Genomic DNA, 25,218 nt, shown 5'->3' with positions numbered 1-25,218 from the left:
GTGCTCGATAAGCAAGTAGTTGATATCATACCTGCTTATGGCACATAGTACGATGTTTTACCGAGTTTAGGTATCCGACCTGTATAGGATTTGAACCACATGGATAAAGTTTTTATCGAACAACTGACTGTTATTACTACGATTGGCGTATATGACTGGGAACAGCAAATTAAGCAAAAATTGGTCTTGGATATCGAAATGGGTCATGACAATCGCCCAGCTGGATTGAGTGATAACGTAGAAGATGCACTGGATTATGCCAAAGTGAGCCAGGCGATTATTGATCACATCGAACAGGGACGGTTTCTGCTGGTCGAACGCGTTGCAGAAGAAGTCGCTGAGCTTATTCAAACTCAGTTCTCAGTGCCTTGGGTTAAGATTCGCTTAACCAAGCCGGGGGCTGTTGCTCAAGCGAGTGGGGTAGGGGTTGTCATTGAGCGAGGTCTGCAATGACCACGGTTTATCTGGGGATCGGCTCGAATGTTGACCGCGAACGTCATATAGAACACGCGGTCTCTCTGCTCCGTTCGTTGGGTGAGCAGATTAAATTATCAACGATCTATCAGAGTGAAGCTGTTGGGTTCAAAAGTGAGCCCTTTTACAACCTTGTATTAGAAATGAAAACCGCGTTGAATTTACAAGATTTTTCTTTGGCTTTGAGAGAAATCGAGTTTCACTGTGGGCGTGACAGCCAAGCGAAAAAGTTTGAAGCACGCACGATTGATTTGGATATTTTGCTCTTTGGCGATGCCGTTTCAGACTCAAAGCCTGAGTTGCCGCGTTCTGATATCTATCGGTATCCCTTTGTGATTCAACCTCTTTATGAACTTTGTCCGGAACTTATCTTACCGAACGATGGTCGCACTGTCCGAGCAGTTTGGCATCAAGCCAAAGATTTACATTTATTAGATGAGGTTAAACCTTGGTTTAATCCTTAACCCAACACTAGAGTAAATACATGGATATAATTCAAAGTGCCATTCTCGGTTTGATCGAGGGTGTTACTGAATTTTTGCCGATATCTTCAACCGGACATTTGATTATTGCGAGTGAGTGGCTCGGTTTACCACAAACGGACAGCAATAAAGCATTTGAAGTTATTATCCAACTTTCCGCTATTTTGGCGGTCGTCACCAATTACAAGGAGCGCTTTCAGCCCAAATATTTTTCTTTATGGGTCAAAGTGTTGATCTCATTCCTTCCTATCGCCATCGTTGGCTTCATTTTTAAAGACCAAGTGAAATCTCTATTTACCATCGACGTTGTCCCAGTGATGTTCATCATCGGCGGGGTGATTTTCTTGTGGGTCGAACACTATTTAAAAGATCGGGATCCCACGACTTTAACGTTAGATGACATAAGTTACCGCCAGGCAGGTATTATCGGTTTTGCTCAGATCTTTGCCTTAGTGCCCGGAACCAGTCGTGCAGGTTCGACGATCGTCGGATCTTTACTGGCAGGAGTCAGCCGTACGGCCAGTGCAGAATACTCTTTCTTATTGGCTTTACCCGTTATGGTAGCCGCGAGTGGCTTGGATTTGATTGAACACTATCAGGACTTTACTGGTGAGCAAGCGATGCCATTATTGGTTGGTTTTGCGGTTTCCTATCTGTCTGCTTGGGTCGTAATGAAAGTGTTCTTGGCGTTCCTAAGTCGATTCACATTTAGAGCGTTTGGTCTCTACCGAATCGTCTTTGGCGTTGCCTTATTGCTTTGGTTACATGCATAGTTTTTGATGTGTGGTGTATTCTCCGCACAGTGATAAATGTCTGCGCTCGTCAATCAAAGGCAGCGTAGAGCAATAAAAATAAGAGAAAATAATGAGTTATTTTGAAGCGTTTATTTTGGCTCTGATTCAGGGTTTAACGGAGTTTCTTCCGATCTCAAGTTCCGCTCACCTGATATTACCGTCCGCAATTTTAGGTTGGGAAGACCAAGGGCTTGCCTTTGATGTGGCCGTTCACGTTGGGACATTGTTAGCTGTGGTGATTTACTTTCGTCATGAAGTGGTAACGTTGCTTACGGCATTTTTGGCCTCAATTTTTAAAGGCGACCGCAGTAAAGAAGCTAAATTGGCATGGATGATTGTGATTGCCACCATTCCAGCCTGCTTATTTGGTTACCTAATGAAAGATTTTATTGAGGTATACCTTCGTAGTGCCTGGGTGATTGCGGCGACGACCATTATATTTGGTTTACTGCTTTGGGTGGTGGATCGCAACGCTCCTCTTCGTGATGATGAGTATCAGGCGGGTTGGAAACAAGCGCTAATGATTGGCATCGCTCAGGCTGTGGCCATGATCCCTGGAACATCACGTTCTGGCGCGACCATTACCGCAGCACTGTATTTGGGCTTTACACGTGAAGCGGCAGCGCGCTTCTCTTTCTTAATGTCGATTCCGATCATTTTGTTAGCCGGTAGCTACCTCGGTGCTCAGTTAATTACCAGTGGTGAGCCTGTACATCTCGGTTTCTTACTGACGGGGATTATCACGTCATTTATCAGTGCTTATCTATGTATCTACTTCTTTTTGAAGATGATCTCGCGCATGGGGATGACACCTTTTGTTATTTATCGGTTGTTGCTCGGAATCGGATTGATGGTGTTTATGATGCAAAACTAACCATTTAAGATTTAACACGATATAAAGTCAGATCTTTATCAAGACCACATAGAGCAATGTCGCTTGAAATGCGCCATTGTGGTATATATGTGGTCTTTGTTTTTTCTGGGTTGCAATAAACATTATGCGATTATTTTCTTTAGCTTTGTTGACGTTATTTGCCGCACTGCAATACACCATGTGGTTTGGTAAGAACGGCGTTAGTGACTTTAAAGCCGTCAACAGCGAAATCGAGGTGCAACACCAAGTAAACAAAAGCTTACAAACCAGAAATAGTGAAATGTTTGCTGAAATCGATGATTTGCGCCAAGGGTTAGATGCTATTGAAGAGCGAGCACGCCATGAGTTAGGTATGGTAAAAGAGGGAGAAACCTTCTACCGGATTATCGGAGAGGAAGCACAATGAGTGCTCATCGCGCAGATTTTTCGGTTATTGCATTAGTACCGGCCGCTGGCATTGGTAGCCGCATGCAAGCTGATCGTCCCAAACAATATTTAACGATTGGTGAGAAAACCGTACTTGAACATACCATTTATCGCCTGCTTGAACATCCTCAGGTTCAACAAGTCGTGGTGGTTCTTACTGATGATGATCCCTACTTTTCTGCGCTGCCTTGTGCAGCGGATCCCCGTATTCAACGAGTCTCGATTGCGCGTGGAAAAGAGCGAGCAGATTCAGTGCTCAAAGGGTTAGAATTTATTCAAGCGCATTGTCATGCTCATTGGGCCATGGTGCATGATGCTGCTCGTCCGTGTGTACGCCTAACAGATATCGATCGGCTTATTGAGCAAGTCTCGTGTCATGATGTCGGTGGCATTTTAGCCGCTCCGGTGCGCGATACCATGAAGCGTTCGACGCCATGCGCGCATATTACACAAACCGTCGAACGTGTTGCTCTGTGGCATGCATTAACACCGCAACTGTTTCCTGTCGAAAGTTTAACGCATGCACTACGCGGCGCTTTAGCCAGTTCAGCCGTCATCACCGATGAAGCCTCTGCACTCGAATGGGCTGGTAAACAGCCACTTTTAGTGACGGGGTCGGCAGACAACATTAAAATTACTCAACCTGAAGATCTCGCCTTGGCTGAGTTTTATTTACAAAGAGAAAACAAGGATAAATCATGATTCGAATTGGTCACGGCTTTGATGTTCATAAGTTTGGCGGAGAAGGCCCGGTTATTATTGGCGGCGTTGCAGTGCCCTATGAGCAAGGTTTATTGGCCCATTCTGATGGTGATGTCGCTTTGCATGCGCTCACTGATGCTTTACTCGGCGCAATAGCGGCTGGTGATATTGGTCGCCACTTTCCTGATACCGATGATAAGTGGAAAGGAGCCAACAGTCGCGAACTGCTGAAAGACGTGTATCAACGCGTTAAAAAGCAGGGCTATGTGTTAGGCAATGCGGATGTCACGATAATGGCGCAAGCGCCTAAAATGGCCCCGCACATTGAATACATGTGCCAAGCGATTGCAGACGATTTAGAGACGTCACTGGGGAATGTGAACGTGAAAGCCACAACCACAGAGCGTTTAGGATTTACTGGGCGTAAAGAAGGTATTGCAGCGGAAGCTGTAGTGCTACTGGTTAAAGCTTAATTAATAAGAAATGCATCATGACAGATATTTTAACGCCCTTTGCGTACCTTCATGGCCAGCCTACGGCAAGTGCTAAATTAAAAGAAACCGCAGAAGATTTTCAAGTTTACGAACAGCTTGGCTACGAACTGTCTGGCCAAGGTGAGCATTTGATGTTGCGGATCCGTAAGCGAGGCGAAAATACGGCATTTGTTGCCAATGAATTAGCCAAAGCTTGCGAAGTTAAATCAAAAGACGTGAGTTGGGCCGGGCTCAAAGATCGCCATGCGGTGACAGAGCAGTGGTTTAGTGTTCATTTACCAAAAGGTGATGAACCAGATCTCAGCGCGTTTCTTGCTCAGTATCCGCACATTGAAGTTATAGAGAAAACTCGTCATAACAAAAAGCTGCGCCCCGGTGACCTCCAAGGGAACCACTTTGTCGTCACTTTGAGTGACGTCAGTGATGTTGAAGAGGTGGTGAATCGTTTGACGGCGATAGCTGAGCGCGGAGTGCCAAACTATTTCGGCGCACAACGATTTGGCCAGCAAGGCAACAACCTCGACGAAGCTAGACGTTGGGGACGTGATAACGTGCGGACTCGTAATCAAAACAAGCGCAGTTTGTATCTTTCAACGGCGCGATCGTGGATTTTCAACCATATTGTCTCGGCTCGCATTAACAACAATGTGTTTGATGATGTTGTGGTTGGTGATCTGTTGCTGGAAAATGGCCGTCCGAGTGAGCCAGTGAGCGAACAAGACCTCACGGCTGCAAAGCAGAAAGTGATTAATGGTGACGCGCAGGTTAGCGCGGCACTTGCAGGAGATAATGCTTTGCCTACAACCGCTCAGGCATTAATTCTTGAGCAGCCCCATCTTGATGCAGAACCCGATTTAATGGCATTAATTCGGGGTAACCGCATGCGCCATGAGCGCCGTGCGATTGCATTGAAGCCAGAACAATTCAGTTGGCAAGTGGACGGATCACGTATTACTTTGAATTTTTCTTTGCCATCAGGTTGTTATGCAACCTCAATTACCCGAGAATTGATTAACGAAATCGAAGTAATACGCGAGTACTAACGGAGGAAGTTGTGTTAAGAGTTTTGCTGAGTAACGATGACGGTGTGCATGCTGAAGGGATTCGAGTGTTAGCTGATGCGCTACGTGACCGCGCAGATATCACCATCGTCGCCCCAGATCGTAACCGGTCTGGAGCTTCAAACTCACTGACGTTAGAACAGCCTTTGCGCGTGCGTGAAATTGAGCCTCAAGTCTACTCAGTTGAGGGGACTCCGACCGATTGTGTGCACTTTGCGCTCAATGAGTTAATGAAAGATCGTATGCCTGATTTGGTATTAACTGGGATTAATCATGGCGCCAATTTAGGTGATGATGTGCTTTATTCTGGCACAGTTGCCGCGGCCATGGAGGGGCATTTTTTAGGTGTGCAAGCCATTGCTTTTTCCCTTGTGGGTAAAACGCATTTTGCCACTGCCGCTCATATTGCTCGAGAATTAGTCGAACAGCATCTAAAGCAGCCTATTCCCACTAACCGTTTATTGAATGTTAATGTGCCTGATGTCGCTATTGATCAGTTACAGGGAACTTTTGTTACTCGCCTTGGTGCGCGTCATCATGCAGAGGATATGATCAAACAAAAGGATCCTAGAGGACATGACATCTATTGGTTAGGTCCTCCAGGCAAAGAGCAAGATGCTGGAGAAGGGACGGATTTCCATGCAATTGAAAACGGTTATGTTTCTCTCACACCGCTGCAAGTGGATCTCACGGCCCATGAATCATTGCTCACTATGGATAATTGGTTAAAGGATAAGTAGGCATGTCCAGACCACAAGCCGACCGACTGATTGAATTTTTGCGTACAAATGGCATTCAAGACCAGCGAGTATTGGATGCGATCTATCGAGTGCCAAGAGAGCGTTTTGTCTCTCAAGCCATGATCCATCAAGCTTATGATAATAACGCGCTTCCAATTGGTCAGGGGCAAACCATTTCTCAGCCATACATCGTTGCTAAAATGACGCAGTGCTTGGAACTTCGTCATGACAGTAAAGTCTTAGAGGTGGGCACAGGATCGGGTTATCAGACGGCGGTGTTGGCACAGCTGGTGGAACACGTTTATTCTATCGAAAGAATTAAGTCGCTGCAGTGGGAAGCCAAGCGTCGTCTCAAACAGTTAGATATCTATAATGTCTCTACCAAGCATGGTGATGGGTGGAATGGCTGGCCCGCTCGCGGCCCATTTGACGCGATCATCGTCACTGCAGCCCCGACTTTTATACCGCAGTTACTCCTTGAGCAGTTGACTGAAGGGGGCGTAATGGTGATTCCCGTCGGTGATGTAGAACAGCAACTGCTTAAAATCACTCGTCGTGGAGAAGACTTTATCTCGGAGCCGATTGAAATGGTTCGCTTTGTTCCACTGGTAGCAGGTGATTTAGCGTAGTTAAATGAATAAATCTTTACAATCGAAAACCTTATTAATGGCTAGCATTGCACTTTCCTTAACTGGGTGTGCTGTGCATTCCCCTGCGCCAGTATCAGGTTTACATAAAGATTATGACAGTGTGCCGAGAGGAAGTTACCGAGGCAGCTATTACGAAGTTAAAAAAGGCGATACGCTGTACTTTATCGCTTACATCACAGATAAAGATGTAAATGACCTTATTCGTTACAATCATTTACAAAAACCTTATACCATTTACCCAGGCCAAAAACTCAATTTATGGCGTCCAGTTTATACCCCTCCATCTTATGGTGGAACAGGAGCTGGGGCCGAGGTGGGTGCCGTAGCAAGTACGGTAAAACCTAGCGTTGCGGCCTCTAAACCGATTGTTTCTTCCCCCTCATCCTCCTCATCTGCTGCATCTTTGAACAAAAACTCTAGTCAAGGAGTTAGCACTAAACCGCTTTCTCCAGCTCAAAAGTTGAGCAAAAAAGACGCAGAAAAGAGGGTTGAACAATCAAAATCAAAGGAGTATGTTGATTCTGCTGGTAAAAGAAATGTTAATAAAACTGCCAGTGGAACCAAGCCTAAAAACGACAAAGTAACCAAATGGTTATGGCCTACGAAAGGGAGAGTCATTAAAAATTTCTCTGCTGGGGACCAAGGAAATAAAGGCATTGATATCGCGGGTCAGCGTGGTCAATCAATCGTTTCCACAGCAGGAGGCACCGTCGTCTACTCGGGTAATGCACTCAGAGGTTATGGTAATTTAGTTATTGTTAAACATAATGATAATTACCTAAGCGCTTATGCGCACAACGACCGGTTGCTTGTACACGAAGGACAAAGTGTCAAAGCAGGCCAAAAGATTGCCACGATGGGAAGTTCGGGTTCTAACAGTGTTCGCTTGCACTTTGAAATTCGCTATCAAGGTAAGTCAGTGAATCCCAAACGCTACTTACCGTAATGTTTACTTGTAAAGAGTAAAAATAGCGACATATTAAGCAGTAATGTCTTGCTATCTCGCCAGGGGGAGGCGTTATGAGTATCAGCAATACAGCATCTAAAGTAGAAGAATTTGATATCGACAACGAAGCCATGGAAGCTTTGGAGAAGGACAATTCTGACACCCTTTCAAATACAGCTCTTAAAGAAGAGTTTGATGCATCTGTCAAAAGTTTGGATGCCACTCAGCTTTATTTAGGAGAAATCGGCTTTTCACCACTTTTAACCGCAGAAGAAGAAGTTCTTTACGCCCGTCGTGCTTTACGCGGAGATGAGGCGGCTCGCAAACGTATGATAGAAAGTAACTTGCGTTTGGTGGTTAAAATTTCGCGTCGTTACAGCAATCGCGGTTTAGCACTGCTTGATCTCATTGAAGAAGGTAACCTCGGTCTTATTCGTGCTGTCGAGAAGTTCGACCCTGAACGTGGTTTCCGTTTTTCTACGTATGCGACTTGGTGGATTCGTCAAACCATTGAACGTGCGCTGATGAATCAAACTCGTACTATTCGTCTCCCTATTCATGTTGTCAAAGAATTGAATATCTACCTGCGCACCGCTCGTGAGTTATCGCAAAAGCTTGACCATGAACCTACCGCAGAAGAAATCGCTCAGCAGTTGGACCGTCCGGTGGATGACGTCAGTAAAATGTTGCGCCTTAATGAGCGAGTCAGTTCGGTAGATACGCCAATTGGTGGTGGTGAGAGTGAGAAAGCCTTACTCGATATCATTCCAGATATTAATAATTGTGATCCACAGGTTTCAACTCAAGATGATGACATCAAGAACTCTTTGATTCACTGGCTTGAAGAGCTTAATCCTAAACAAAAAGAGGTGCTTGCACGTCGCTTTGGACTATTGGGGTATGAGCCTTCGACGCTAGAGGAAGTCGGGCGTGAAATCAATCTAACCCGTGAACGTGTTCGTCAAATTCAGGTGGAAGGCTTACGCCGTTTGCGTGAAATACTCGTCAAACAAGGGCTTAATATGGAAAGCCTGTTTAGCGTTGAAGAAGAATAACGTTTCTTATTGTGTCTTGATAAGCAGAAAAAAGCCTTGGCGGTTTGCCAAGGCTTTATTGTCTCTAATGAAAAGAATTATTTCTTGCGACGTGGGTACACGCGAACCAGTTTGATGCGATTCTCTTCTAGCTCAACGATTTCCATCGGATGGTTAGAAACCACAACGCTTAAATTGCTTTCTGGAATATGCTCTAAATACTCAAGAATCAAGCCGTTTAGAGTTCGTGGTCCTGAAGTCGGCAACTTCCACTTTAACCCTTTGTTGATATCACGAATGTTTGCACTACCTTCAATTAAGAAGCTTCCATCGCCTTGAGGGGTTATCTCTTCGGCTAAACTCGGTGCAATGGAGGTGGTAAATTCACCGACAATTTCTTCCAGAATATCTTCCAGTGTCACCAAGCCAATAATGTCACCATATTCATCGACGACTAAGCCAATGCGCTGTTTATTACGCTGGAACTTTAACAACTGGACGTTGAGTGGTGTGCCTTCGGGAATGAAATACACCTCGTCTGCAGCGCGTAATAAGGTCTCTTTATTAAACTCGTTCTTCTCAAGCATCAGACGGTATGCTTCGCGCAAGCGTAACATGCCTACGACTTCATCCACATTGTCACGATATAAAACGATACGCCCATGAGGCGAGTGCGTTAACTGACGAGAAATGGATTTCCAATCATCGTTGATATCGATGGCGCTGATCTCATTTCTTGGCACCATGATGTCATTCACGGTGACATGCTCTAAATCCAAAATAGACAGCAGCATATCTTGGTGTCGGCGAGGAATCAGGCCGCCAGCTTCATTAACGACGGTTCTCAATTCTTCTGAGCTTAGATGGTCATCACCATGATTATCGACACGTATGCCGAGTAAACGAATAAAACCATTCGTAATGAAGTTAACAAATACCACAAGAGGAGAGAGCAACTTCATCAGAAATATCAATACGATACTACTGGTAAAAGAGACACGTTCTGGATAAAGAGCGGCCAAGGTTTTTGGCGTCACTTCTGAAAATACCAAAATGACCAATGTCAGCACACCCGTTGCAATCGCGACCCCCATATCGCCGTAGAGACGCATACCAATAATGGTCGCGATGGCGGAGGCAAGAATATTAACAAGGTTATTACCAATGAGAATCAAACCAATCAAACGGTCTGGTCGATTGAGTAGTCTTTCAACACGACGAGCGCCTTTGTGGCCATTATTGGAAAGGTGTTTAAGGCGATAACGGTTCAGCGACATCATGCCTGTTTCTGAACCAGAGAAATAACCGGAGATAATAATAAGACACGCGAGTAGCGCAAATAAGATACCCGTTGATATGTCGTCCAAAGCTTAAAACTTCCTTATACAATAATGAATGAGTTTTGGGCTAAACTGAAAATAACGTTGAAAGATAATGAAAACTACTACCTAGCGCCCAAAACAAGGTGTCGATCGGTTTAGTGCAGTATAAATTCTCGAACAAAGCGGCTACCAAAATAGGCGAGCGTCAAAATCATCGCACCAATCACCGTCAACCAAGTGGCTCGACGTCCTCGCCACCCACGTTGGTAATGCCCCCACAATAAAACGGAATAGACGACCCATGCAACAAAAGAGAGGATGCCCTTGTGAGCTTGTCCTTGTGCAAACATATCTTGGACGAACATAAACCCGGTTAATAAAGTTCCGGTCAACAGCACATTTCCGACTAGGATGATCTTGAAAAGTTGTCTTTCTACCATCATTAAAGGCGGAAGGTTAGGGTTAATTGCTAACGCTTTTTTGGTTTTTAATTTGCGATCTAACCATACCAGTTGCAGAGAGTAGAGGGCAGCAATTGATAGCGTTGAGTAGGCAAACAGCGCGATGGAAATATGAAATAGCAAAGCAGGTTCGTGCTCAAGATGCGTAATGAACGAGCTGGGTAAGAAGGCTGCAGCGAGTAAATTAATCGCTGAAAAGCCATAGATAACAGGGAGTAAAAACCACAATCGCGTTTTGACCATAGCAATACTCATTGATAGAGAAATGATAAAGCCTATCAAAGAAGCGACGTTAAGAATGCTGAGGTTTTGTCCCGAGCTGGCAATGATGAGGTCGTGCAAAAGCCAACCGTGAAACACCAAAGCTCCAACCGCGCTGATGAAAACGGTCTTGACGCGAATGCCTGTTTGTTGAACCAGTCCTGGTACGATGGTTGCGATAGCCAAAACGTACAGAATGGCAGCAGCAACGGCAGCAATGTTATCCATGAGTCTCTTATATTGAAATACGTTGGGCAGATTATACCCTGCATCAATTAGTTGGGCTATGTCTATAAAACAATTGTAAAAGTGAAAGTTTAAATCTGCATAGATCGGTGTCATGCTTTGCATGGCTAAGGTATACTCACTTTAATTTATCGCCGAATGCAAGCGAAGAGTAAAAGATGTTTGATAATTTAACGGATCGATTATCCAAAACGCTGAAAAACATCAGCGGTAAAGGTCGTTTGACCGAAGACAATATCAAGGAAACCCTGCGTGAAGTTCGTATGGCTTTGTTGGAAGCCGACGTTGCGTTGCCTGTGGTTCGTGATTTTGTAAAACGCGTAAAAGAAGGCGCGGTGGGTGTTGAGGTTTCTAAATCGTTGACGCCTGGCCAAGAGTTCATCAAGATCGTTCAATCTGAGCTTGAAGCGGTGATGGGGGAGTCTAACGAGGCGCTCAACCTAGCGGCTCAACCACCTGCCGTGATTTTGATGGCTGGTTTACAGGGTGCGGGTAAAACCACCAGTGTAGGTAAACTCTCCAAGCTCCTTAAAGAGCGTGACAAAAAGAAAGTCTTGGTGGTTTCTGCTGACGTTTATCGCCCAGCCGCGATCAAACAGTTGGAAACGCTTGCTACAGATATCGGTGTCGATTTCTTCCCATCCTCACCGGATCAAAAGCCAATTGATATTGCTAATGCTGCCATTGACCACGCTAAGAAGAAATTCTTTGACGTGCTAATTGTCGATACTGCAGGTCGCCTTGCGATCGACGAAGATATGATGGCAGAAATCCAGCAGTTGCATAATGCGATTACGCCTGTTGAGACGCTGTTTGTGGTTGATGCCATGACAGGTCAAGATGCGGCGAATACAGCCAAAGCTTTCGGTGATGCGTTGCCGCTCACTGGTGTTATTCTGACCAAAGTAGATGGTGATGCTCGTGGTGGTGCCGCGCTGTCGGTTCGTCATATCACTGGTAAGCCAATCAAATTCTTGGGTGTGGGTGAGAAAACCGATGCTCTCGAACCTTTCCATCCTGATCGTGTTGCATCACGCATCCTTGGAATGGGGGATGTTCTGTCGCTTATCGAAGATCTGCAGCGTAACGTTGATGAAGAGAAAGCACAGAAGCTGGCGAAAAAATTCAAAGAGAAAAAAGGCTTTGATTTAGAAGATTTTCGTGAGCAGTTGGGGCAAATGCAAAATATGGGCGGCATGATGGGGATGATGGACAAACTACCCGGTATGTCCCAACTCCCTGATAATGTGAAAGACAAAGTTGATGATAAAATGTTTAAACAAATGGAAGCTATCATTAACTCTATGACCATGAAAGAGCGTCAGCGTCCTGAACTGATTAAAGGTTCACGTAAAAAGCGTATCGCTGCAGGTTCGGGCACTCAGGTACAAGATGTTAATCGTCTGCTCAAGCAATTTACCCAAATGCAAAAAATGATGAAAAAAATGCAGAAGGGTGGCATGAAAGGCATGATGCGTAATATGCAAGGAATGATGGGCGGCGGTGGTGGTGGCGGTTTTAACCCATTTGGCCGCTAGACAAGCCTGAAATTTTAAAAAAGAGCGTAGCAAATAGCCGCGCTCTTTTTATATTAAGGGGTTAAAGGTTCGTAAGTACTTTTGTTAGCTTGGTCACAGAACGGCTTGAGCCAATCAAGTGGCTAAAAAATAGCTAAACCCCTTGCATTGCGTTGGAATAAGGGTAAAATTCCGGAGCTTTATTTTGGCACGAGACCCCAAGTTATTTTTTATGAGTAGCTTCTGGGGTTAATTTTATTTTTGAGAAAGCAAAGAGGACGATATGGTAACCATTCGTTTGGCACGTCACGGCGCTAAGAAGCGTCCATTCTATCAAATCGTAGTAGCGGATAGCCGCAATGCTGCAACTGGCCGTTTCATCGAAAAAGTAGGTTTCTTTAACCCTACTGCTCAAGGTCAAGAAGAAGGTCTACGTCTAGACCTAGATCGCGTTAACCACTGGGTTGGTCAAGGCGCATCTGTATCTGACCGCGTAGCTAAGCTAGTTAAAGACGCTCAAAAAGCGGCTTAATTGAGTAGCTTAACTCGATGGAAGGTAAAGAAATGAACAATAAGCAGAGCGATAAAGTAGTTGTCGGCAAATTTGGCGCGACTTATGGAATTCGTGGATGGCTTAAAGTCTTTTCTTACACAGACAATGCTGAAAGCATTTTCGATTACAGCCCTTGGTTTGTGAACCAAAAGGGTGAGTGGGTTGAGTACAAAGTGGAAAGCTGGAAACGCCATAACAAAGGTATGGTGGTTAAGCTTGAAGGCATGGATGTTCGTGAAGACGCGCATTTAATGACGAACTTTGAAATTGCTATTGACCCGGCGGTACTGCCTGAACTGTCAGAAGATGAGTTCTACTGGCGTGAATTGTTTGGCATGCAAGTTGTTACGACCAAAGGTTATGACCTTGGTGTTGTGACAGATATGCTTGAAACAGGTTCAAACGATGTTTTGGTAGTCAAAGCCAATCTAAAAGATGCTTTTGGGCAAAAGGAACGATTAATCCCGTTCCTTGAAGAGCAGGTGATCATACAGATTGATCGCTCAGCTCAACGGATCGAAGTTGACTGGGATCCTGGATTTTAACTCCCCTGTAACGGAGTAAGAACACTATGTGGGTTGGCGTTATTAGCCTATTTCCTGACATGTTCCGCAGCGTTACGGATTTTGGAGTAACAGGCCAAGCGGTTAAAAAAGGTCTTTTATCAGTTGAGATATGGAATCCTCGAGATTTCACTCATGATAAGCATCGCACTGTTGATGATAGACCTTACGGTGGTGGCCCTGGTATGTTGATGATGGTTCAGCCTTTGCGCGATGCCATTCATACGGCAAAACAGGCAGCACCGGGTAAGACGAAGGTCATTTATCTCTCTCCTCAAGGTCGCAAATTAGACCAACAAGGAGTTGAAGAACTGGCAACCAATGACAATTTATTGCTCATTTGTGGTCGTTATGAAGGGGTAGATGAACGCATTATTCAATCAGAAGTCGACGAAGAATGGTCGATTGGTGATTTTGTAATGACGGGTGGTGAAATACCAGCCATGACGTTGATTGATTCAGTTTCTCGGTTTATTCCGGGGGTACTTGGCGATTTTGCGTCGGCAGAAGAAGACTCTTTTGCCAATGGCTTATTGGATTGTCCCCACTATACTCGTCCTGAGGTGCTCGATGGCGTTGAAGTTCCTTCAGTGCTTAAGTCGGGAAATCATAAGGACATTCGTCGTTGGCGATTAAAGCAATCGCTAGGCCGTACTTGGCTACGAAGACCAGAGCTCCTGGAAAACCTAGCTCTGACTGACGAACAGGAACTATTACTGGCTGATTTCATTAAAGAGTATCGAGCTCAGTAACCTAATTTATTTAGTATCAGTTTATTCTAGGAATTTAAAAAATGAGTAACATCATCAAAGCTCTTGAGCAAGAGCAAATGAAAAAAGACCTACCTAACTTTGCACCAGGTGACACTGTTGTTGTTCAAGTTAAGGTAAAAGAAGGCGACCGTGAACGTCTACAGGCGTTCGAAGGCGTAGTTATCGGTATTCGTAACCGTGGTCTACACTCTGCTTTCACTGTACGTAAAATCTCTAGCGGTGAAGGTGTTGAGCGTACGTTCCAAACTCACTCTCCAATGGTTGATAGCATTGAAGTTAAACGCCGTGGTGCAGTACGTCGTGCCAAGTTGTACTACCTACGTGAGCGTTCTGGTAAGTCAGCTCGTATCAAAGAGAAACTTGCTAAGAAGTAATGCTATAACTAGCGTTCTCATACGAAACGGGGCCTTTACAGGCCCCGTTTTTTTATCGCTACGATTTGAACTGGCTATTTTTCCCCTCTCACTGCATCGTAAGTGCTCATTTATACTTATAAACTCCGCAATTCCTCCTTGTCAGAGAAAAATATCAAGGTTCAAAGCGCAACGAGAGTGTTGTGTTGAATTCGATAAAGGGGAAGGAAGAATAAATTAGCAGAAATAACGCGATTTGGTTCTTGGGGCGTTTGAGCTTAGCTCTGGCCTTATAGGTAATAAAAAGGCTGATGTTCACACATCAACCTTATAAATCATTCGATAATTCTCGGTTTAGTACTGGTCTTCTGACCAACCATCGCTATCCGACATATCTGGCGCACCAGGGATAGACTTCTCTTCATCCGCCCATTCGCCAAAATCAATCATTTGGCATTTTTTACTGCAAAATGGGCGATGAGGGCTTTGCTCTCCCCATTCGACATCAGTGCCGCATTGAGGGCATTTAACGATCGTTACCTTTTTTTCCATGATCAAAACCTAGTATGGAGACAATGCGGGTATTGTTGACGCTTCAACAAGGAATTGCAAATAGAACGTCGACGGTTAAGAGCATACCGCGAGTTCAAATTCGACGTCGGCGGAGCTTGCTTGACCACTGGCAAAATCAATGAATTTGATTGCGAAGCGATTTTTGTGTCCGGAAATCATTGGATAAACGCCATAGTGACCCGGTATCGATAAACGTAGAATGTTCGCTTCTTCAGCATCACTTTGATAAAAACCGTTGGTTGCAATGTGGGATTTAAACATTCCGGTTTCTCGCGCTAGGCGTAGCCACATTTCTAGGGCGTCTGACAGCGGCTTGAGCTTTTCTACCCATTTATTGGTGTCGCGAGTTTTGACGTCTTCACTAAGGTGAAGCCAATGATGTAGCGCAGGCAGATCAAAGCCACATGCTCCGCCTGGTAAGTTAAATCGTTGGCGAATCGCACTTAGGAAGCGATCTTCTTTGAGTGACAGACCAAAGCGTTCTGATTGCATCAAGGTGCCGTGAATGGTGTCGATATCTTGCAATACATGCTGCAGCATTTCTTGGTCGACACCATCTACATTGAGCCAGCTACGATAAGTTAATCGCTGCTTTTCAATGTCTTTCGCTAACTCACTTTTTAACTGAATCTGATCAAAGATTTCGAGCAAATCAAACAATGAACGGAAGAAAAGTAGGTGCTGGAGCTCATCGCGAAATTGAGCGGACACTTTCAACTGGCGCAACAAATATTCAACGCGCAGGTAGATTCGTGTCTTCTCGTTTAGTGGATGTTCAAAATAATGAGCTGTCATGCAATAAAAAAGCCTTCCTGTAAGATTACCTTATTCATTCTCACAGATTTTCCCTACACAATGCTAGGTACTTTTGGTGTAATTCTGTGATTTGAGGCAAAAGTTTCTGGTTTTTTGCATCATTTTTAACCACATCGTCAGCGATGGCTAAACGTTGTTCACGATCGGCCTGCGCAGCAAGAATTGCACGTGCTTGCTGCTCTGAAACTTGGTCACGCTGCATGGTTCGTTCAATCTGGGTCGAGGGTTCAACATCGACCACTAATACGCGTTGAGCAAGACGCTGGAGATCGTTCTCTACCATTAATGGAATAACCAATAACGCATAGGGCGATTGCACCATATCGAGTTGTTCAAGCATACTTTGACGAATCAATGGGTGAAGTAACTGGTTGACCCAGTGCTTTTCACTTTCGTCAGAAAAAATGATTTCTCTTAGTTTCTTACGATTAAGGCGACCATCGTTGAGAATTATTTCATTTCCGTAGCGTTCGATAAGTGCATTTAATCCGATGGTATTGGGTTCAACAACCTCACGGGCAACGACATCCGCATCGACGATCTCGATGTCAAAATGTTGATGAAATAAGTTGGCGACGGTGGTTTTTCCGCTGGCAATACCTCCGGTCAAACCGACAACATAAGTCATGTTAATACCCCAAATAATGCTGAAAATACCAGGCCATAAATGGCGTATCCCACATCATAATGACCCAACCAGCAATGGCTAGATAAGGGCCAAAAGGAAAAGCCTTATCGATACCTTGCTTTTGTAGCCTCAACTGAATTAAGCCAAACACTAATCCAACTACTGACGAAAGCAGAACAACGAATGGGAGAGCTTGCCAGCCTAACCAAGCGCCAAGGGCGGCAAGTAATTTAAAATCGCCATAGCCCATACCTTCCTTGCCAGTCAGTAATTTAAACAACCAATAGACTGTCCATAAGCAGAGGTAACCACTGATCGCACCAATCACCGCGTCTTGCAAGGATATCGGGCTAATACCGACTAAGGCCAAGGAAATTCCCGCCCAAATAAGCGGTAGAGTGATTTGGTCGGGCAGGAGCAAAGTGGCAAAGTCGATACCAGTTAATGCAATAAGAACGAGTGTGAATGCAATCAGGGCAAGGGCATAAGGTGTTGGGCCAAATTGCCAGGCGACACTGGCACACGTGAGCGCAGAAAGGAGCTCAACCAAAGGATAGCGAATACCGATTGGCTGTGAGCAATAGCGACATTTGCCCCTGAGCATGAGCCAGCTTATCAGGGGAATATTGTCTTTAACTTTGAGCCGAGTTTGGCAGTGTGGGCAAGTCGATGCTGGCAGACTTAAATTGAATACATCAGTGGGTGGTTCGATATGATATTCAGGAAAGCTTTCGGCACAGTCTCGTCGCCATTCTCGTTCCATCATAAGTGGCAGGCGATATATCACCACATTAAGAAAACTGCCAATGATCAAACCAAAAATAGCGGCCATCAGAGGGAATAGCCAAAGGTAAAACTGGAAAGCTTCCATAGAGTCTCTCTTATTGATGACAAGTCATAAGCTTGGCACAACTTTCGCGCTAAAGTGGAGAGGATTCTACCCTAATACACTCATTAAATTAAAGATTGGTAAATACATCGCGATAACTAATGCACCAATCAGCGAGCCTAAAACGAGGATAATCATGGGCTCTATCGCTTTACCAAGGTTATCGGTGAGATTTTCTACCTCAAACTCATATAAGTCAGAGACTTTCAATAACATGGTATCCATTTGACCACTTTGCTCGCCAATGTGCAGCATTTGAAGCATTAACTCGGGAAAACACTGTGCCTGGCGCAATGCATTCGTTAACCCACTCCCGGCAGCCGTATCTTGAAGGGCGTGTTGCAGCTGGATTTGATAGTAGGCGTGCTGCGTGGTCGCGATGGCATTTTCTAGCCCAGTGAGTATCGATACACCAGCTTGGCAACTTAAAGCCAAACTGCGGCTGAATCGGGCTAATGCGGCCTTGCTTAGAAGCTCACCGATAATCGGTAACCTTAAACTTAAACGACTCAGACTTAATTGCCATTGCGGATGACGTTTGACGGCCCAGTGAAGGACAGTGAAAGGAAGGGTGGCAAGGATCAAATGCACGACGTTCAATGTCTGAATGTAGGTCGACAACGTTAACACTTGCTGAGTAAACCAAGGGAGCGGTGCTCCGAAGCTTGAAAACATACGCTCAAACTCGGGAATCACCATCGTCAGCATTAAGTAACTGACAACGAGGGCCACAATGACAATCAGCAATGGGTAGATCATGGCTTTAATCACTTTTGACTTTAAACGCTGTGACTTCTCTCGATACTCGGTTAAACGAGAAAGAGTGGGCGCAAGTCGCCCTGAGAGTTCGCCATTCGCAATCAGCTGACAATAGAAGTCATCGAACTGAGGGCTGGCATGGCGTAAAGCGTTGGCGAGTGAATGCCCTGATTCAAGATGAGTGATTAATTGGTAAAGCAATGCACGCATCCCTGCTTTGTGTTGAGTTTGTGTGATTAGTGCCAAAGCGGGTAAGAGTGCCACGCCAGAGTTCAACAGTGTTGAGAGCTGCTGAGTTAACATCGTAATATCTGATTGTGTCACACGATGTTTCAGCTGAGCAAAAAGCGATAGCGACAGCTGAGTGAGTCGCAGTACCTCTAATCCTTGAGCTCTAAGTTGCTCATTGGCATGTTCACTTGAACAGGCCAGTAGCGATCCTCGAACCCGTGCGCTCGAACGTTTAGCTGTGTATCGATAACGATGTAAGGGCGATTTCGGCATCATAAACGTGGTTTGCTAGCTAAGTACCCGCTGGATCTCAGCATAACTGGTGTTACCCTGCTGATAGACAAGCGTTGCCGATTGCTGCAACGTTTGCATGCCTTTCTGCTCAGCTAAATGCTGGATATGTTCGATAGGCTGTGATTGGGCAATGGCAAGAGCGAGTTCTCGGTCAATGGGCATCAATTCGTAAATGCCCACTCTTCCTTGATAGCCACGATAGCAGTGTGAACAACCATTCGGATCAGCAGTAAATGATGAATGTTGCGCGTTATTATCGCCGGACTCAGTCACAGCAGGCTGTTTACAGTGAGTACATAACTTACGAACGAGTCGTTGGGCGATAATCAGATTGATTGACGATGCGAGATTGAACATCTCCACGCCGATTTGAGAGAGTCGAGTAATGCTTTCTGAGGCGGATTGGGTGTGTAGCGTTGCTAACACTAAATGCCCGGTTTGCGCGGCTTTGACAGCGATATCGGCAGTTTCTTGATCGCGAATTTCTCCGACCATTAACACATCGGGATCTTGGCGTAAGAACGCTCGAAGCGCGTGGGCGAAATGAAAGCCAATACCCGTATTTATTTGCACTTGGTTGATACCATCGAGTTGGATCTCGATTGGGTCTTCAGCGCTGGCTATATTCAGATCGGTGCGGTTTAAATGTTTGAGGCCACTATATAAAGTGACCGTCTTGCCACTGCCCGTTGGGCCTGTCACTAAAATCAGCCCTTGTGGCTTATTGAGTGCCGTCACATAGTGATGTTGCTGGGCCGGAGTTAATCCTAATTTGGTGAGATCAAGATCGGCGGCGTTTTTATCGACCACTCTAAGTACCACTTTTTCACCCCATAGTGTTGGGAGTGTTGATACACGCATATCCAGCTCTAAGCCTTGGTTTAGCGTCATCTGTAAACGTCCATCTTGCGGCAGTCTTTGCTCGGCAATATCCAACTTAGCGAGAATTTTAATTCGTCCTATGATTCGGCGCCCTAACTGAATATCGGGTTGGTCTATCACGTTAAGCAGGCCATCACAGCGTAAGCGAATTCGATAATGATGCTCAAAGGGCTCGAGATGGATGTCAGAAGCTTGGCGACGCTGAGCCTGGGTAAATAAGTCATCGATGTATTGGCTTATGGTTGCATGTTGATGGTCAGGCTCATTATCTAGTGAATCTTTGGAAGGCGTGTGAGCTTGTGGTGTGGCTTCATGAATCGCAAATGGGGGCGTTTGCGAGCCAAACTCGTAAAGGTATTGCAGTGCGCCAATGAGCTCTACACCGTTACACAAAACCAGTTCAATGTTGCAACCACAATGGAAACGCAGCATTTCTTCAAGCTGGTCTGTCGTTGGATCGGCGACCGCTATGGTTAAATGCTGAAGATGACGTTCTATGGGAAGGGCTTGATAATCATGCCATAGCTTTCCTTGGTTGAGCTCACGGCAAAGCTTGAGGTAGTCGTAATCACTTAATGAGACGACGCCAATTCCTAATTGGTGGCTTAAGAACTGACACAATTGCTGAGCATTGAGTCCGATCTCTGTGACTAAGGTTTTTAGGTCTGGATCCCCTTGAATCTCGATTTGAGCACATTGCTCTTCAGTCAGCCAATTTGCTTGGCGCAGCAGATCGATAAGTACTGCCTTCATGGTTGGCTCTCCGGACAACTGCTCGCAATAATGTCGGCGGATTCGCCTTCGCCAAGAAACGTAGTACAAAACCAGCCATTCGCGGCTCTTGAGTAAAGCAGACGAGTACCTGTGGTGATCGCGCTGTTGTCGAAAGCAAACGCGAAGCCATCATCCTCTATAGACAGTGTGCCTAAACTAGAAGCACTGGCAGAGGTCCCGAGCGCTTGCCATATGTCATTGGACTGCTCACTCGATATAGCACCATGTTGCTGATAATAGAGTTCGGCTGGGGTAAGCAGTGACTTAAGCATACTCAACGCGGAGGCCATTTCCGCTTTCTTTACATAGTGTTGATAAGCCGGAACCGCGATAGAAGATAGGATGCCAATGATCGCGACGACAATCATCAATTCAATTAGGGTAAATCCAGAGTGCTTTGAGCAAGAGAATGTGCGCATTGCTTGTTTGATCAGCCGATTTATTTCGAATGCACTGAGAGTAAAAGTATCGAGTGAATTTAGCGGTGGAATGATTCGGTGAGTGCGTAAGCAGTAAAGAAAATTCACCGCTGTGCGACATTGGGTTTACGGCGTCATTTGATCTCGGTCGAAACAAAAACAGAAGGCAGGTGCCTTCTGTTTTTATCAATGAAAGTGATGATTATTTGAAACGCATTGAAAGATCCATAGCTCTGACGTGCTTAGTCAGCGCACCAACCGAGATATAATCCACACCCGTTTCAGCATATTCACGTAGCGTTTCTAAGGTCACATTGCCTGAGTTTTCTAATGCCGCGCGACCTGCATTAATGGCGACCGCTTCACGCATCATTTCGGTTGAGAAGTTATCCAGCATTATAATATCCGCTCCCGCATCGATGGCTTGCTGTAATTCTTCCAAACTCTCGGTTTCGACCTCGACCGGTTTACCGGGGTTAAGCTGCTTGGCGGTTGCAATCGCTTGCTCTATGCCACCACATGCAATGATATGATTCTCTTTAATCAGATAGGCGTCAAATACTCCGATGCGGTGGTTAAAGCCACCGCCACAAGCGACAGCGTATTTCAAAGCACTACGCAGGCCAGGAATGGTTTTACGAGTATCGAGTAGTTTGCAGTTTGTCCCTTGTAGAATATTGGCGTATTTGGCTGTTTCTGTGGCACATCCTGAAAGGGTTTGAATAAAATTCATCGCATTACGTTCACCCGTAAGCAGAATGCGTGCAGGCCCTTTGAGGTGGCATAAGGTTTGATTCGGCTCAACCTGATCGCCATCGTTAACGAGCCAATGGATGACGACTTCACCACCCAGTAATTTAAAGACTTCGTCAGCCCAGGCTTGACCGCAAAAGACACCAGCTTCACGAGTGATGATCGTCGCTTCATTCTGTGCATCTGCGGGAATCAAACTCGCTGTGATATCCGCATTGGGATCGAGTGTACCACCCAAGTCTTCTTTTAAGGTGTCTGTCACTGAGCGTGTGATTTCAAGCGGAAGTTGCTGCTTTAAATAGTCAAGGCGAGCTTGGCTGTTATGGGTATCTTTCATCACAAATCTTATCAAACCGAATAAACTGAGCGGCTATGATACGGTGTCTTGACATCAAATTCAGCCATTAATCTCGCTTTTCAGTAAGAAGGCGATAAAATCTTTGTAGCGCAAATAGATAAGGGTAATGTGATGATCGATTCTAGCGGCTGGTACCAATTCGCGAGACAGGTTCCTTCACCGTATTTTGACCAGCGCAGTGATGTGCAGGATATCTCGCTGCTGGTGGTTCATAACATCAGTTTGCCACCGAGAGAATTTGGTGGGCCTTACATCGAACAATTTTTTACCGGTCAACTGGATGCCAATCAGCATCCTTTCTTTAAGGTCATCCATAACATGGGGGTCTCGGCGCATTGTTTGATTCGTCGAGACGGAGAAGTGGTACAGTTTGTTTCTTTTCTTGACCGAGCATGGCACGCCGGAAAATCATCATTTGCTGGGCGAGGAAAGTGTAACGATTACTCTATTGGCATTGAGTTAGAGGGCAGCGACTTTGTGGCGTATAGCGCTGAGCAGTATCAAGCTTTAGCTACGCTGACTCAGCACTTAATGGCCCATTACCCGCAGATCACTGAGCCTCGAATTACCGGGCACCAATATATTGCACCCTTAAGAAAAACCGACCCCGGATTGGTATTTGATTGGCGGAGATTTCGCCGCTTGCTTGTTAGGTAAAGCAAGCGGCGGCTAGGGGCGAGGAACGCCCCGCTTAATTTGCTTTTGTCGTAAGTCTTTGGTGACGAGCTTAGAGTGCGTCGTGGTATTCCACTAAAATCTGTTCAACCCAGGCTTCGAGCCGCTGGTCACTCAATTCATATTGCGAATCTTCATCGAGCGCAAGGCCAACAAAATGGCTCTCATCTTCGGTGAGGGCTTTTGAAGCATCAAATTCATACCCTTGGTTTGGCCAGTAACCCAGGATCGTTGCACCCGTCTTCACGATTTCGTCGTGAAGTAGGCCCATCGCATCCAGATACCATTCCCCATAACCTTCTTGATCGCCTAAGCCGAACAATGCGACGTGTTTGTCTTTTAGCGATACGCCATCGATTTGCTGCCATGCCGCGCTCCAGTCTTCCTGAATCTCACCGAAATCCCACGTGGAAATCCCCAAGATCAGAAAATCGTATTCGTTCATTAAGGATAGAGGAGAATCTTTGACATTGTGGACATCGACCAATTCTTCACCGATCAACTGACGAATTTTTTCTGCCGCCATTTCGGTGTAACAAGTGGTGGAGCCATAAAACAGACCAATCTTCATAATTTTCTTTTTCAATTCTTACGTTAACCAGCAAATTCTAACCGTATTCCTACGCCTTTTACATGATAAATTTTGTAGCATTGTGTGGATGGCTCCCGTAGAGTGAAGCGGTCAATTGTCGAGAGGTAAGTTGTGTCAGAACGAGTGTTGGCCGAGCAAGGTCTGGTTGAACAGTTTTTAGATGCGATGTGGATGGAGCGAGGATTGTCTGAAAACACCTTGGCATCATATCGAAATGATCTAATGAAATTGCTAGCGTGGATGGAAGAGAACAATTACCGTTTGAACTTCATCAGCTTGACAGGTCTTCAACAATATCAAACTTGGTTACTTGACCAAGATTATAAACAAACCTCACGCGCTCGAATGTTGTCGGCTATTCGCCGGCTGTTTCAGTATTTGCATCGTGAAAAAGTACGTGCTGATGATCCGAGTGCATTGCTGGTTAGCCCCAAATTACCCAAACGTCTTCCAAAAGATCTCACCGAAGATCAGGTTGATGCATTATTGAATGCGCCGGATCCGAACGATCCACTTGAACTGCGTGATAAAGCAATGTTGGAGTTACTGTATGCCACTGGTCTTCGTGTTACCGAATTGGTGAGCTTAACCATGGAAAATATCAGTTTGCGCCAAGGGGTAGTGCGAGTAACTGGTAAAGGCGGAAAAGAGCGTTTGGTTCCAATGGGGGAAGATGCCGTCGATTGGATTGAAACTTTTCTTGAGAAGGGGCGGTCTATATTGCTTGGCGAACAGACATCCGACGTTGTTTTTCCGAGTAAACGCGCACGTCAGATGACACGGCAAACCTTTTGGCACCGAATTAAACACTATGCTGTTCTTGCCGGAATTGATACCGAAATGCTATCACCGCACGTATTGAGACATGCCTTTGCAACGCACCTACTGAACTATGGGGCAGATCTCAGAGTGGTGCAGATGCTACTGGGGCATAGTGACTTATCAACCACGCAAATTTATACTCACGTGGCAACGGAAAGACTCAAACAAATTCATAATCAGCATCATCCAAGGGCTTGAAAATAATGACCAAAGTATTCAGCGTAATCAGAAAACTGGCTTTGTTAACGCTACCGCTATTTGTGGTAGCGTGTAATGCCGAAGAAGCGAGCAGTGACAATAGCAGCAGCGCGGCAGTGAGTGAACAAAGTATTGATAAAGCAGCGTTGATTGAACGTTTTTCTGCGTTGAATCTTCAAGTCTCTGATATTGTGCCAGCCGATATTCCGGGTCTCATTGAAGTACACACTCAGGGTGGGATTCTTTATGCGTCACCGGATGGTCAGTATTTCATCGCGGGTACCTTGTATCATTTGGATGAGCAAGGGCGTTACGAAGATGTTCAGGCGGTACGCCAGGCGCCAATCAATGCACAGAAAATCGCAGAGTTTCGTGACCAAATGATTGAGTACAAGGCGGATAACGAAAAATATATCGTCACTGTATTTACTGATATCACCTGTGGTTACTGTGTCCGTTTACATAGCCAAATGCAGCAATACAATGAGTTGGGTATTACCGTGCATTATCTGGCTTTCCCTCGCCAAGGCAGCACGGGGCCAGTTGCCGATGATATGGCAGCGATTTGGTGTGCGGATGACAAACAAGCCGCATTAGATGCTGCAAAAACCAAGCGCGAAGTCCCTGAGCCAAGTGGTGATATGGCACAGTGTAAGCAGCAAGTGAAAAATCAACATGATCTTGGTGTTGCACTCGGTATGAGCGGAACGCCTGCCATCTTCTTACCTAACGGTAAAATGATCGGTGGCTATCTACCACCGGAGCGCTTACTGCAAGAGCTTGAAAGTATTTAACGATTTGGAAGGCAGGCAATTCGCCTGCCGAATTT

Annotated in this window: 31 protein-coding genes; 20 read left to right on the top strand and 11 right to left on the bottom strand. The window is 45.4% G+C overall.

Features of this window, described 5'->3' with window-relative positions; all coding sequences use genetic code 11:
• The first annotated feature begins 99 nt into the window (after positions 1-99).
• The 12 genes from folB (at position 100) to rpoS (ending at position 8,698) form a co-directional block, all read left to right on the top strand.
• Positions 100-453 (top strand): bifunctional dihydroneopterin aldolase/7,8-dihydroneopterin epimerase, encoded by a 354-nt coding sequence (gene folB, locus M1D72_RS19350; RefSeq protein WP_456296234.1) that lies wholly within the window; start codon positions 100-102, stop codon positions 451-453.
• Entirely contained in the window at positions 450-938 is a 489-nt protein-coding gene (gene folK / locus M1D72_RS19345) for a 2-amino-4-hydroxy-6-hydroxymethyldihydropteridine diphosphokinase (protein WP_390193743.1), read from the top strand. The genes folB and folK overlap by 4 nt, the downstream gene beginning before the upstream one ends.
• A gap of 20 nt (positions 939-958) precedes the next feature.
• Positions 959-1,729 (top strand): undecaprenyl-diphosphate phosphatase, encoded by a 771-nt coding sequence (locus M1D72_RS19340; protein WP_390193740.1) that lies wholly within the window; start codon positions 959-961, stop codon positions 1,727-1,729.
• A gap of 91 nt (positions 1,730-1,820) precedes the next feature.
• The gene (locus tag M1D72_RS19335) at positions 1,821-2,624 is read left to right on the top strand and encodes an undecaprenyl-diphosphate phosphatase (RefSeq protein ID WP_456296233.1); all 804 of its coding nucleotides are present in this window, start codon (positions 1,821-1,823) and stop codon (positions 2,622-2,624) included.
• A 124-nt stretch (positions 2,625-2,748) separates the two neighbouring features.
• Positions 2,749-3,030 (top strand): cell division protein FtsB, encoded by a 282-nt coding sequence (gene ftsB, locus M1D72_RS19330; protein ID WP_390193734.1) that lies wholly within the window; start codon positions 2,749-2,751, stop codon positions 3,028-3,030.
• Positions 3,027-3,752, top strand: a complete 726-nt coding sequence (gene ispD / locus M1D72_RS19325; RefSeq protein ID WP_456296232.1) for a 2-C-methyl-D-erythritol 4-phosphate cytidylyltransferase — start codon at positions 3,027-3,029, stop codon at positions 3,750-3,752. Before ftsB ends, ispD begins: the two co-directional genes overlap by 4 nt.
• A complete protein-coding gene (ispF, locus tag M1D72_RS19320; RefSeq protein WP_456296231.1) occupies positions 3,749-4,225 on the top strand; it encodes a 2-C-methyl-D-erythritol 2,4-cyclodiphosphate synthase in 477 nt (158 codons plus the stop codon). Before ispD ends, ispF begins: the two co-directional genes overlap by 4 nt.
• 17 nt (positions 4,226-4,242) lie before the next feature.
• Positions 4,243-5,289: a tRNA pseudouridine(13) synthase TruD gene (gene truD / locus M1D72_RS19315; protein ID WP_456296230.1), complete on the top strand. Its 1,047-nt coding sequence runs from the start codon at positions 4,243-4,245 to the stop codon at positions 5,287-5,289.
• Between the two features lie 11 nt (positions 5,290-5,300).
• Positions 5,301-6,047: a 5'/3'-nucleotidase SurE gene (gene surE / locus M1D72_RS19310; RefSeq protein WP_390193720.1), complete on the top strand. Its 747-nt coding sequence runs from the start codon at positions 5,301-5,303 to the stop codon at positions 6,045-6,047.
• A gap of 2 nt (positions 6,048-6,049) precedes the next feature.
• Positions 6,050-6,676 (top strand): protein-L-isoaspartate(D-aspartate) O-methyltransferase, encoded by a 627-nt coding sequence (locus M1D72_RS19305; protein WP_456296229.1) that lies wholly within the window; start codon positions 6,050-6,052, stop codon positions 6,674-6,676.
• 4 nt (positions 6,677-6,680) lie between these two features.
• Positions 6,681-7,643, top strand: coding sequence for a peptidoglycan DD-metalloendopeptidase family protein (locus M1D72_RS19300; RefSeq protein WP_456296228.1), 963 nt, complete (start codon positions 6,681-6,683; stop codon positions 7,641-7,643).
• A gap of 74 nt (positions 7,644-7,717) precedes the next feature.
• Positions 7,718-8,698, top strand: coding sequence for an RNA polymerase sigma factor RpoS (gene rpoS / locus M1D72_RS19295; protein WP_390193711.1), 981 nt, complete (start codon positions 7,718-7,720; stop codon positions 8,696-8,698).
• 77 nt (positions 8,699-8,775) lie between these two features.
• Here the strand turns inward: rpoS and M1D72_RS19290 are convergent, their stop codons facing one another.
• On the bottom strand, positions 8,776-10,044 hold the full coding sequence (locus M1D72_RS19290) for an HlyC/CorC family transporter (protein ID WP_390193709.1): 1,269 nt from the start codon (positions 10,042-10,044) through the stop codon (positions 8,776-8,778).
• 110 nt (positions 10,045-10,154) lie between these two features.
• Positions 10,155-10,949 (bottom strand): cytochrome C assembly family protein, encoded by a 795-nt coding sequence (locus M1D72_RS19285; RefSeq protein WP_456296227.1) that lies wholly within the window; start codon positions 10,947-10,949, stop codon positions 10,155-10,157.
• A 176-nt stretch (positions 10,950-11,125) separates the two neighbouring features.
• Here M1D72_RS19285 and ffh point away from each other — a divergent pair, with 176 nt between their 5' ends.
• The 5 genes from ffh to rplS all read left to right on the top strand — a co-directional run bounded on the left by ffh (position 11,126) and on the right by rplS (position 14,747).
• The gene (ffh, locus tag M1D72_RS19280; RefSeq protein WP_390193704.1) at positions 11,126-12,505 is read left to right on the top strand and encodes a signal recognition particle protein; all 1,380 of its coding nucleotides are present in this window, start codon (positions 11,126-11,128) and stop codon (positions 12,503-12,505) included.
• A 262-nt stretch (positions 12,506-12,767) separates the two neighbouring features.
• Positions 12,768-13,016 carry a 30S ribosomal protein S16 gene (rpsP, locus tag M1D72_RS19275; RefSeq protein WP_004742593.1) on the top strand — a complete coding sequence of 83 codons (249 nt, stop codon included), beginning with the start codon at positions 12,768-12,770 and terminating at the stop codon, positions 13,014-13,016.
• A gap of 17 nt (positions 13,017-13,033) precedes the next feature.
• Positions 13,034-13,582 carry a ribosome maturation factor RimM gene (gene rimM, locus M1D72_RS19270; protein WP_456296226.1) on the top strand — a complete coding sequence of 183 codons (549 nt, stop codon included), beginning with the start codon at positions 13,034-13,036 and terminating at the stop codon, positions 13,580-13,582.
• A gap of 26 nt (positions 13,583-13,608) precedes the next feature.
• The gene (trmD, locus tag M1D72_RS19265) at positions 13,609-14,352 is read left to right on the top strand and encodes a tRNA (guanosine(37)-N1)-methyltransferase TrmD (RefSeq protein WP_456296225.1); all 744 of its coding nucleotides are present in this window, start codon (positions 13,609-13,611) and stop codon (positions 14,350-14,352) included.
• Between the two features lie 41 nt (positions 14,353-14,393).
• Positions 14,394-14,747, top strand: coding sequence for a 50S ribosomal protein L19 (gene rplS / locus M1D72_RS19260; protein WP_390193699.1), 354 nt, complete (start codon positions 14,394-14,396; stop codon positions 14,745-14,747).
• A 333-nt stretch (positions 14,748-15,080) separates the two neighbouring features.
• Here rplS and yacG read toward each other — a convergent pair whose 3' ends face one another.
• From yacG to nadC, 8 genes are all read right to left on the bottom strand, one after another.
• Positions 15,081-15,278 (bottom strand): DNA gyrase inhibitor YacG, encoded by a 198-nt coding sequence (yacG, locus tag M1D72_RS19255; protein WP_390193697.1) that lies wholly within the window; start codon positions 15,276-15,278, stop codon positions 15,081-15,083.
• A gap of 75 nt (positions 15,279-15,353) precedes the next feature.
• Positions 15,354-16,094, bottom strand: coding sequence for a cell division protein ZapD (gene zapD, locus M1D72_RS19250; protein ID WP_390193695.1), 741 nt, complete (start codon positions 16,092-16,094; stop codon positions 15,354-15,356).
• Positions 16,095-16,134: 40 nt separating this feature from the next.
• Positions 16,135-16,743, bottom strand: a complete 609-nt coding sequence (coaE, locus tag M1D72_RS19245) for a dephospho-CoA kinase (RefSeq protein ID WP_390193692.1) — start codon at positions 16,741-16,743, stop codon at positions 16,135-16,137.
• A gap of 1 nt (position 16,744) precedes the next feature.
• Complete coding sequence (locus M1D72_RS19240; RefSeq protein ID WP_456296224.1) at positions 16,745-17,614, bottom strand: prepilin peptidase; 870 nt, start codon at positions 17,612-17,614, stop codon at positions 16,745-16,747.
• Between the two features lie 66 nt (positions 17,615-17,680).
• The gene (locus tag M1D72_RS19235) at positions 17,681-18,898 is read right to left on the bottom strand and encodes a type II secretion system F family protein (protein WP_456296223.1); all 1,218 of its coding nucleotides are present in this window, start codon (positions 18,896-18,898) and stop codon (positions 17,681-17,683) included.
• Positions 18,899-18,910: 12 nt separating this feature from the next.
• A complete protein-coding gene (locus M1D72_RS19230; protein ID WP_456296222.1) occupies positions 18,911-20,551 on the bottom strand; it encodes a GspE/PulE family protein in 1,641 nt (546 codons plus the stop codon).
• Positions 20,548-21,099 carry a type IV pilin protein gene (locus M1D72_RS19225; protein ID WP_456296221.1) on the bottom strand — a complete coding sequence of 184 codons (552 nt, stop codon included), beginning with the start codon at positions 21,097-21,099 and terminating at the stop codon, positions 20,548-20,550. The genes M1D72_RS19230 and M1D72_RS19225 overlap by 4 nt, the downstream gene beginning before the upstream one ends.
• 94 nt (positions 21,100-21,193) lie before the next feature.
• A complete protein-coding gene (gene nadC, locus M1D72_RS19220) occupies positions 21,194-22,081 on the bottom strand; it encodes a carboxylating nicotinate-nucleotide diphosphorylase (protein ID WP_456296220.1) in 888 nt (295 codons plus the stop codon).
• Positions 22,082-22,213: 132 nt separating this feature from the next.
• Between nadC and ampD the strand changes: the two genes are divergently transcribed.
• On the top strand, positions 22,214-22,759 hold the full coding sequence (gene ampD / locus M1D72_RS19215; RefSeq protein WP_456296219.1) for a 1,6-anhydro-N-acetylmuramyl-L-alanine amidase AmpD: 546 nt from the start codon (positions 22,214-22,216) through the stop codon (positions 22,757-22,759).
• Between the two features lie 70 nt (positions 22,760-22,829).
• On the opposite strand, the gene fldB is transcribed toward ampD, so the two are convergent.
• Positions 22,830-23,348 carry a flavodoxin FldB gene (gene fldB, locus M1D72_RS19210; protein ID WP_456296218.1) on the bottom strand — a complete coding sequence of 173 codons (519 nt, stop codon included), beginning with the start codon at positions 23,346-23,348 and terminating at the stop codon, positions 22,830-22,832.
• A gap of 186 nt (positions 23,349-23,534) precedes the next feature.
• Here fldB and xerD point away from each other — a divergent pair, with 186 nt between their 5' ends.
• Together xerD and dsbC are read left to right on the top strand one after the other, a co-directional pair.
• Entirely contained in the window at positions 23,535-24,389 is an 855-nt protein-coding gene (xerD, locus tag M1D72_RS19205) for a site-specific tyrosine recombinase XerD (protein WP_456297434.1), read from the top strand.
• Between the two features lie 5 nt (positions 24,390-24,394).
• The gene (gene dsbC, locus M1D72_RS19200; protein ID WP_456296217.1) at positions 24,395-25,183 is read left to right on the top strand and encodes a bifunctional protein-disulfide isomerase/oxidoreductase DsbC; all 789 of its coding nucleotides are present in this window, start codon (positions 24,395-24,397) and stop codon (positions 25,181-25,183) included.
• The last annotated feature ends 35 nt before the right edge of the window (positions 25,184-25,218 follow it).

This window comes from Vibrio sp. AK197 (genome assembly GCF_053903115.1).
The sequence above is the reverse complement of the archived record's forward strand: the minus strand, read 5'-3'. Positions and strand labels throughout refer to the sequence as shown.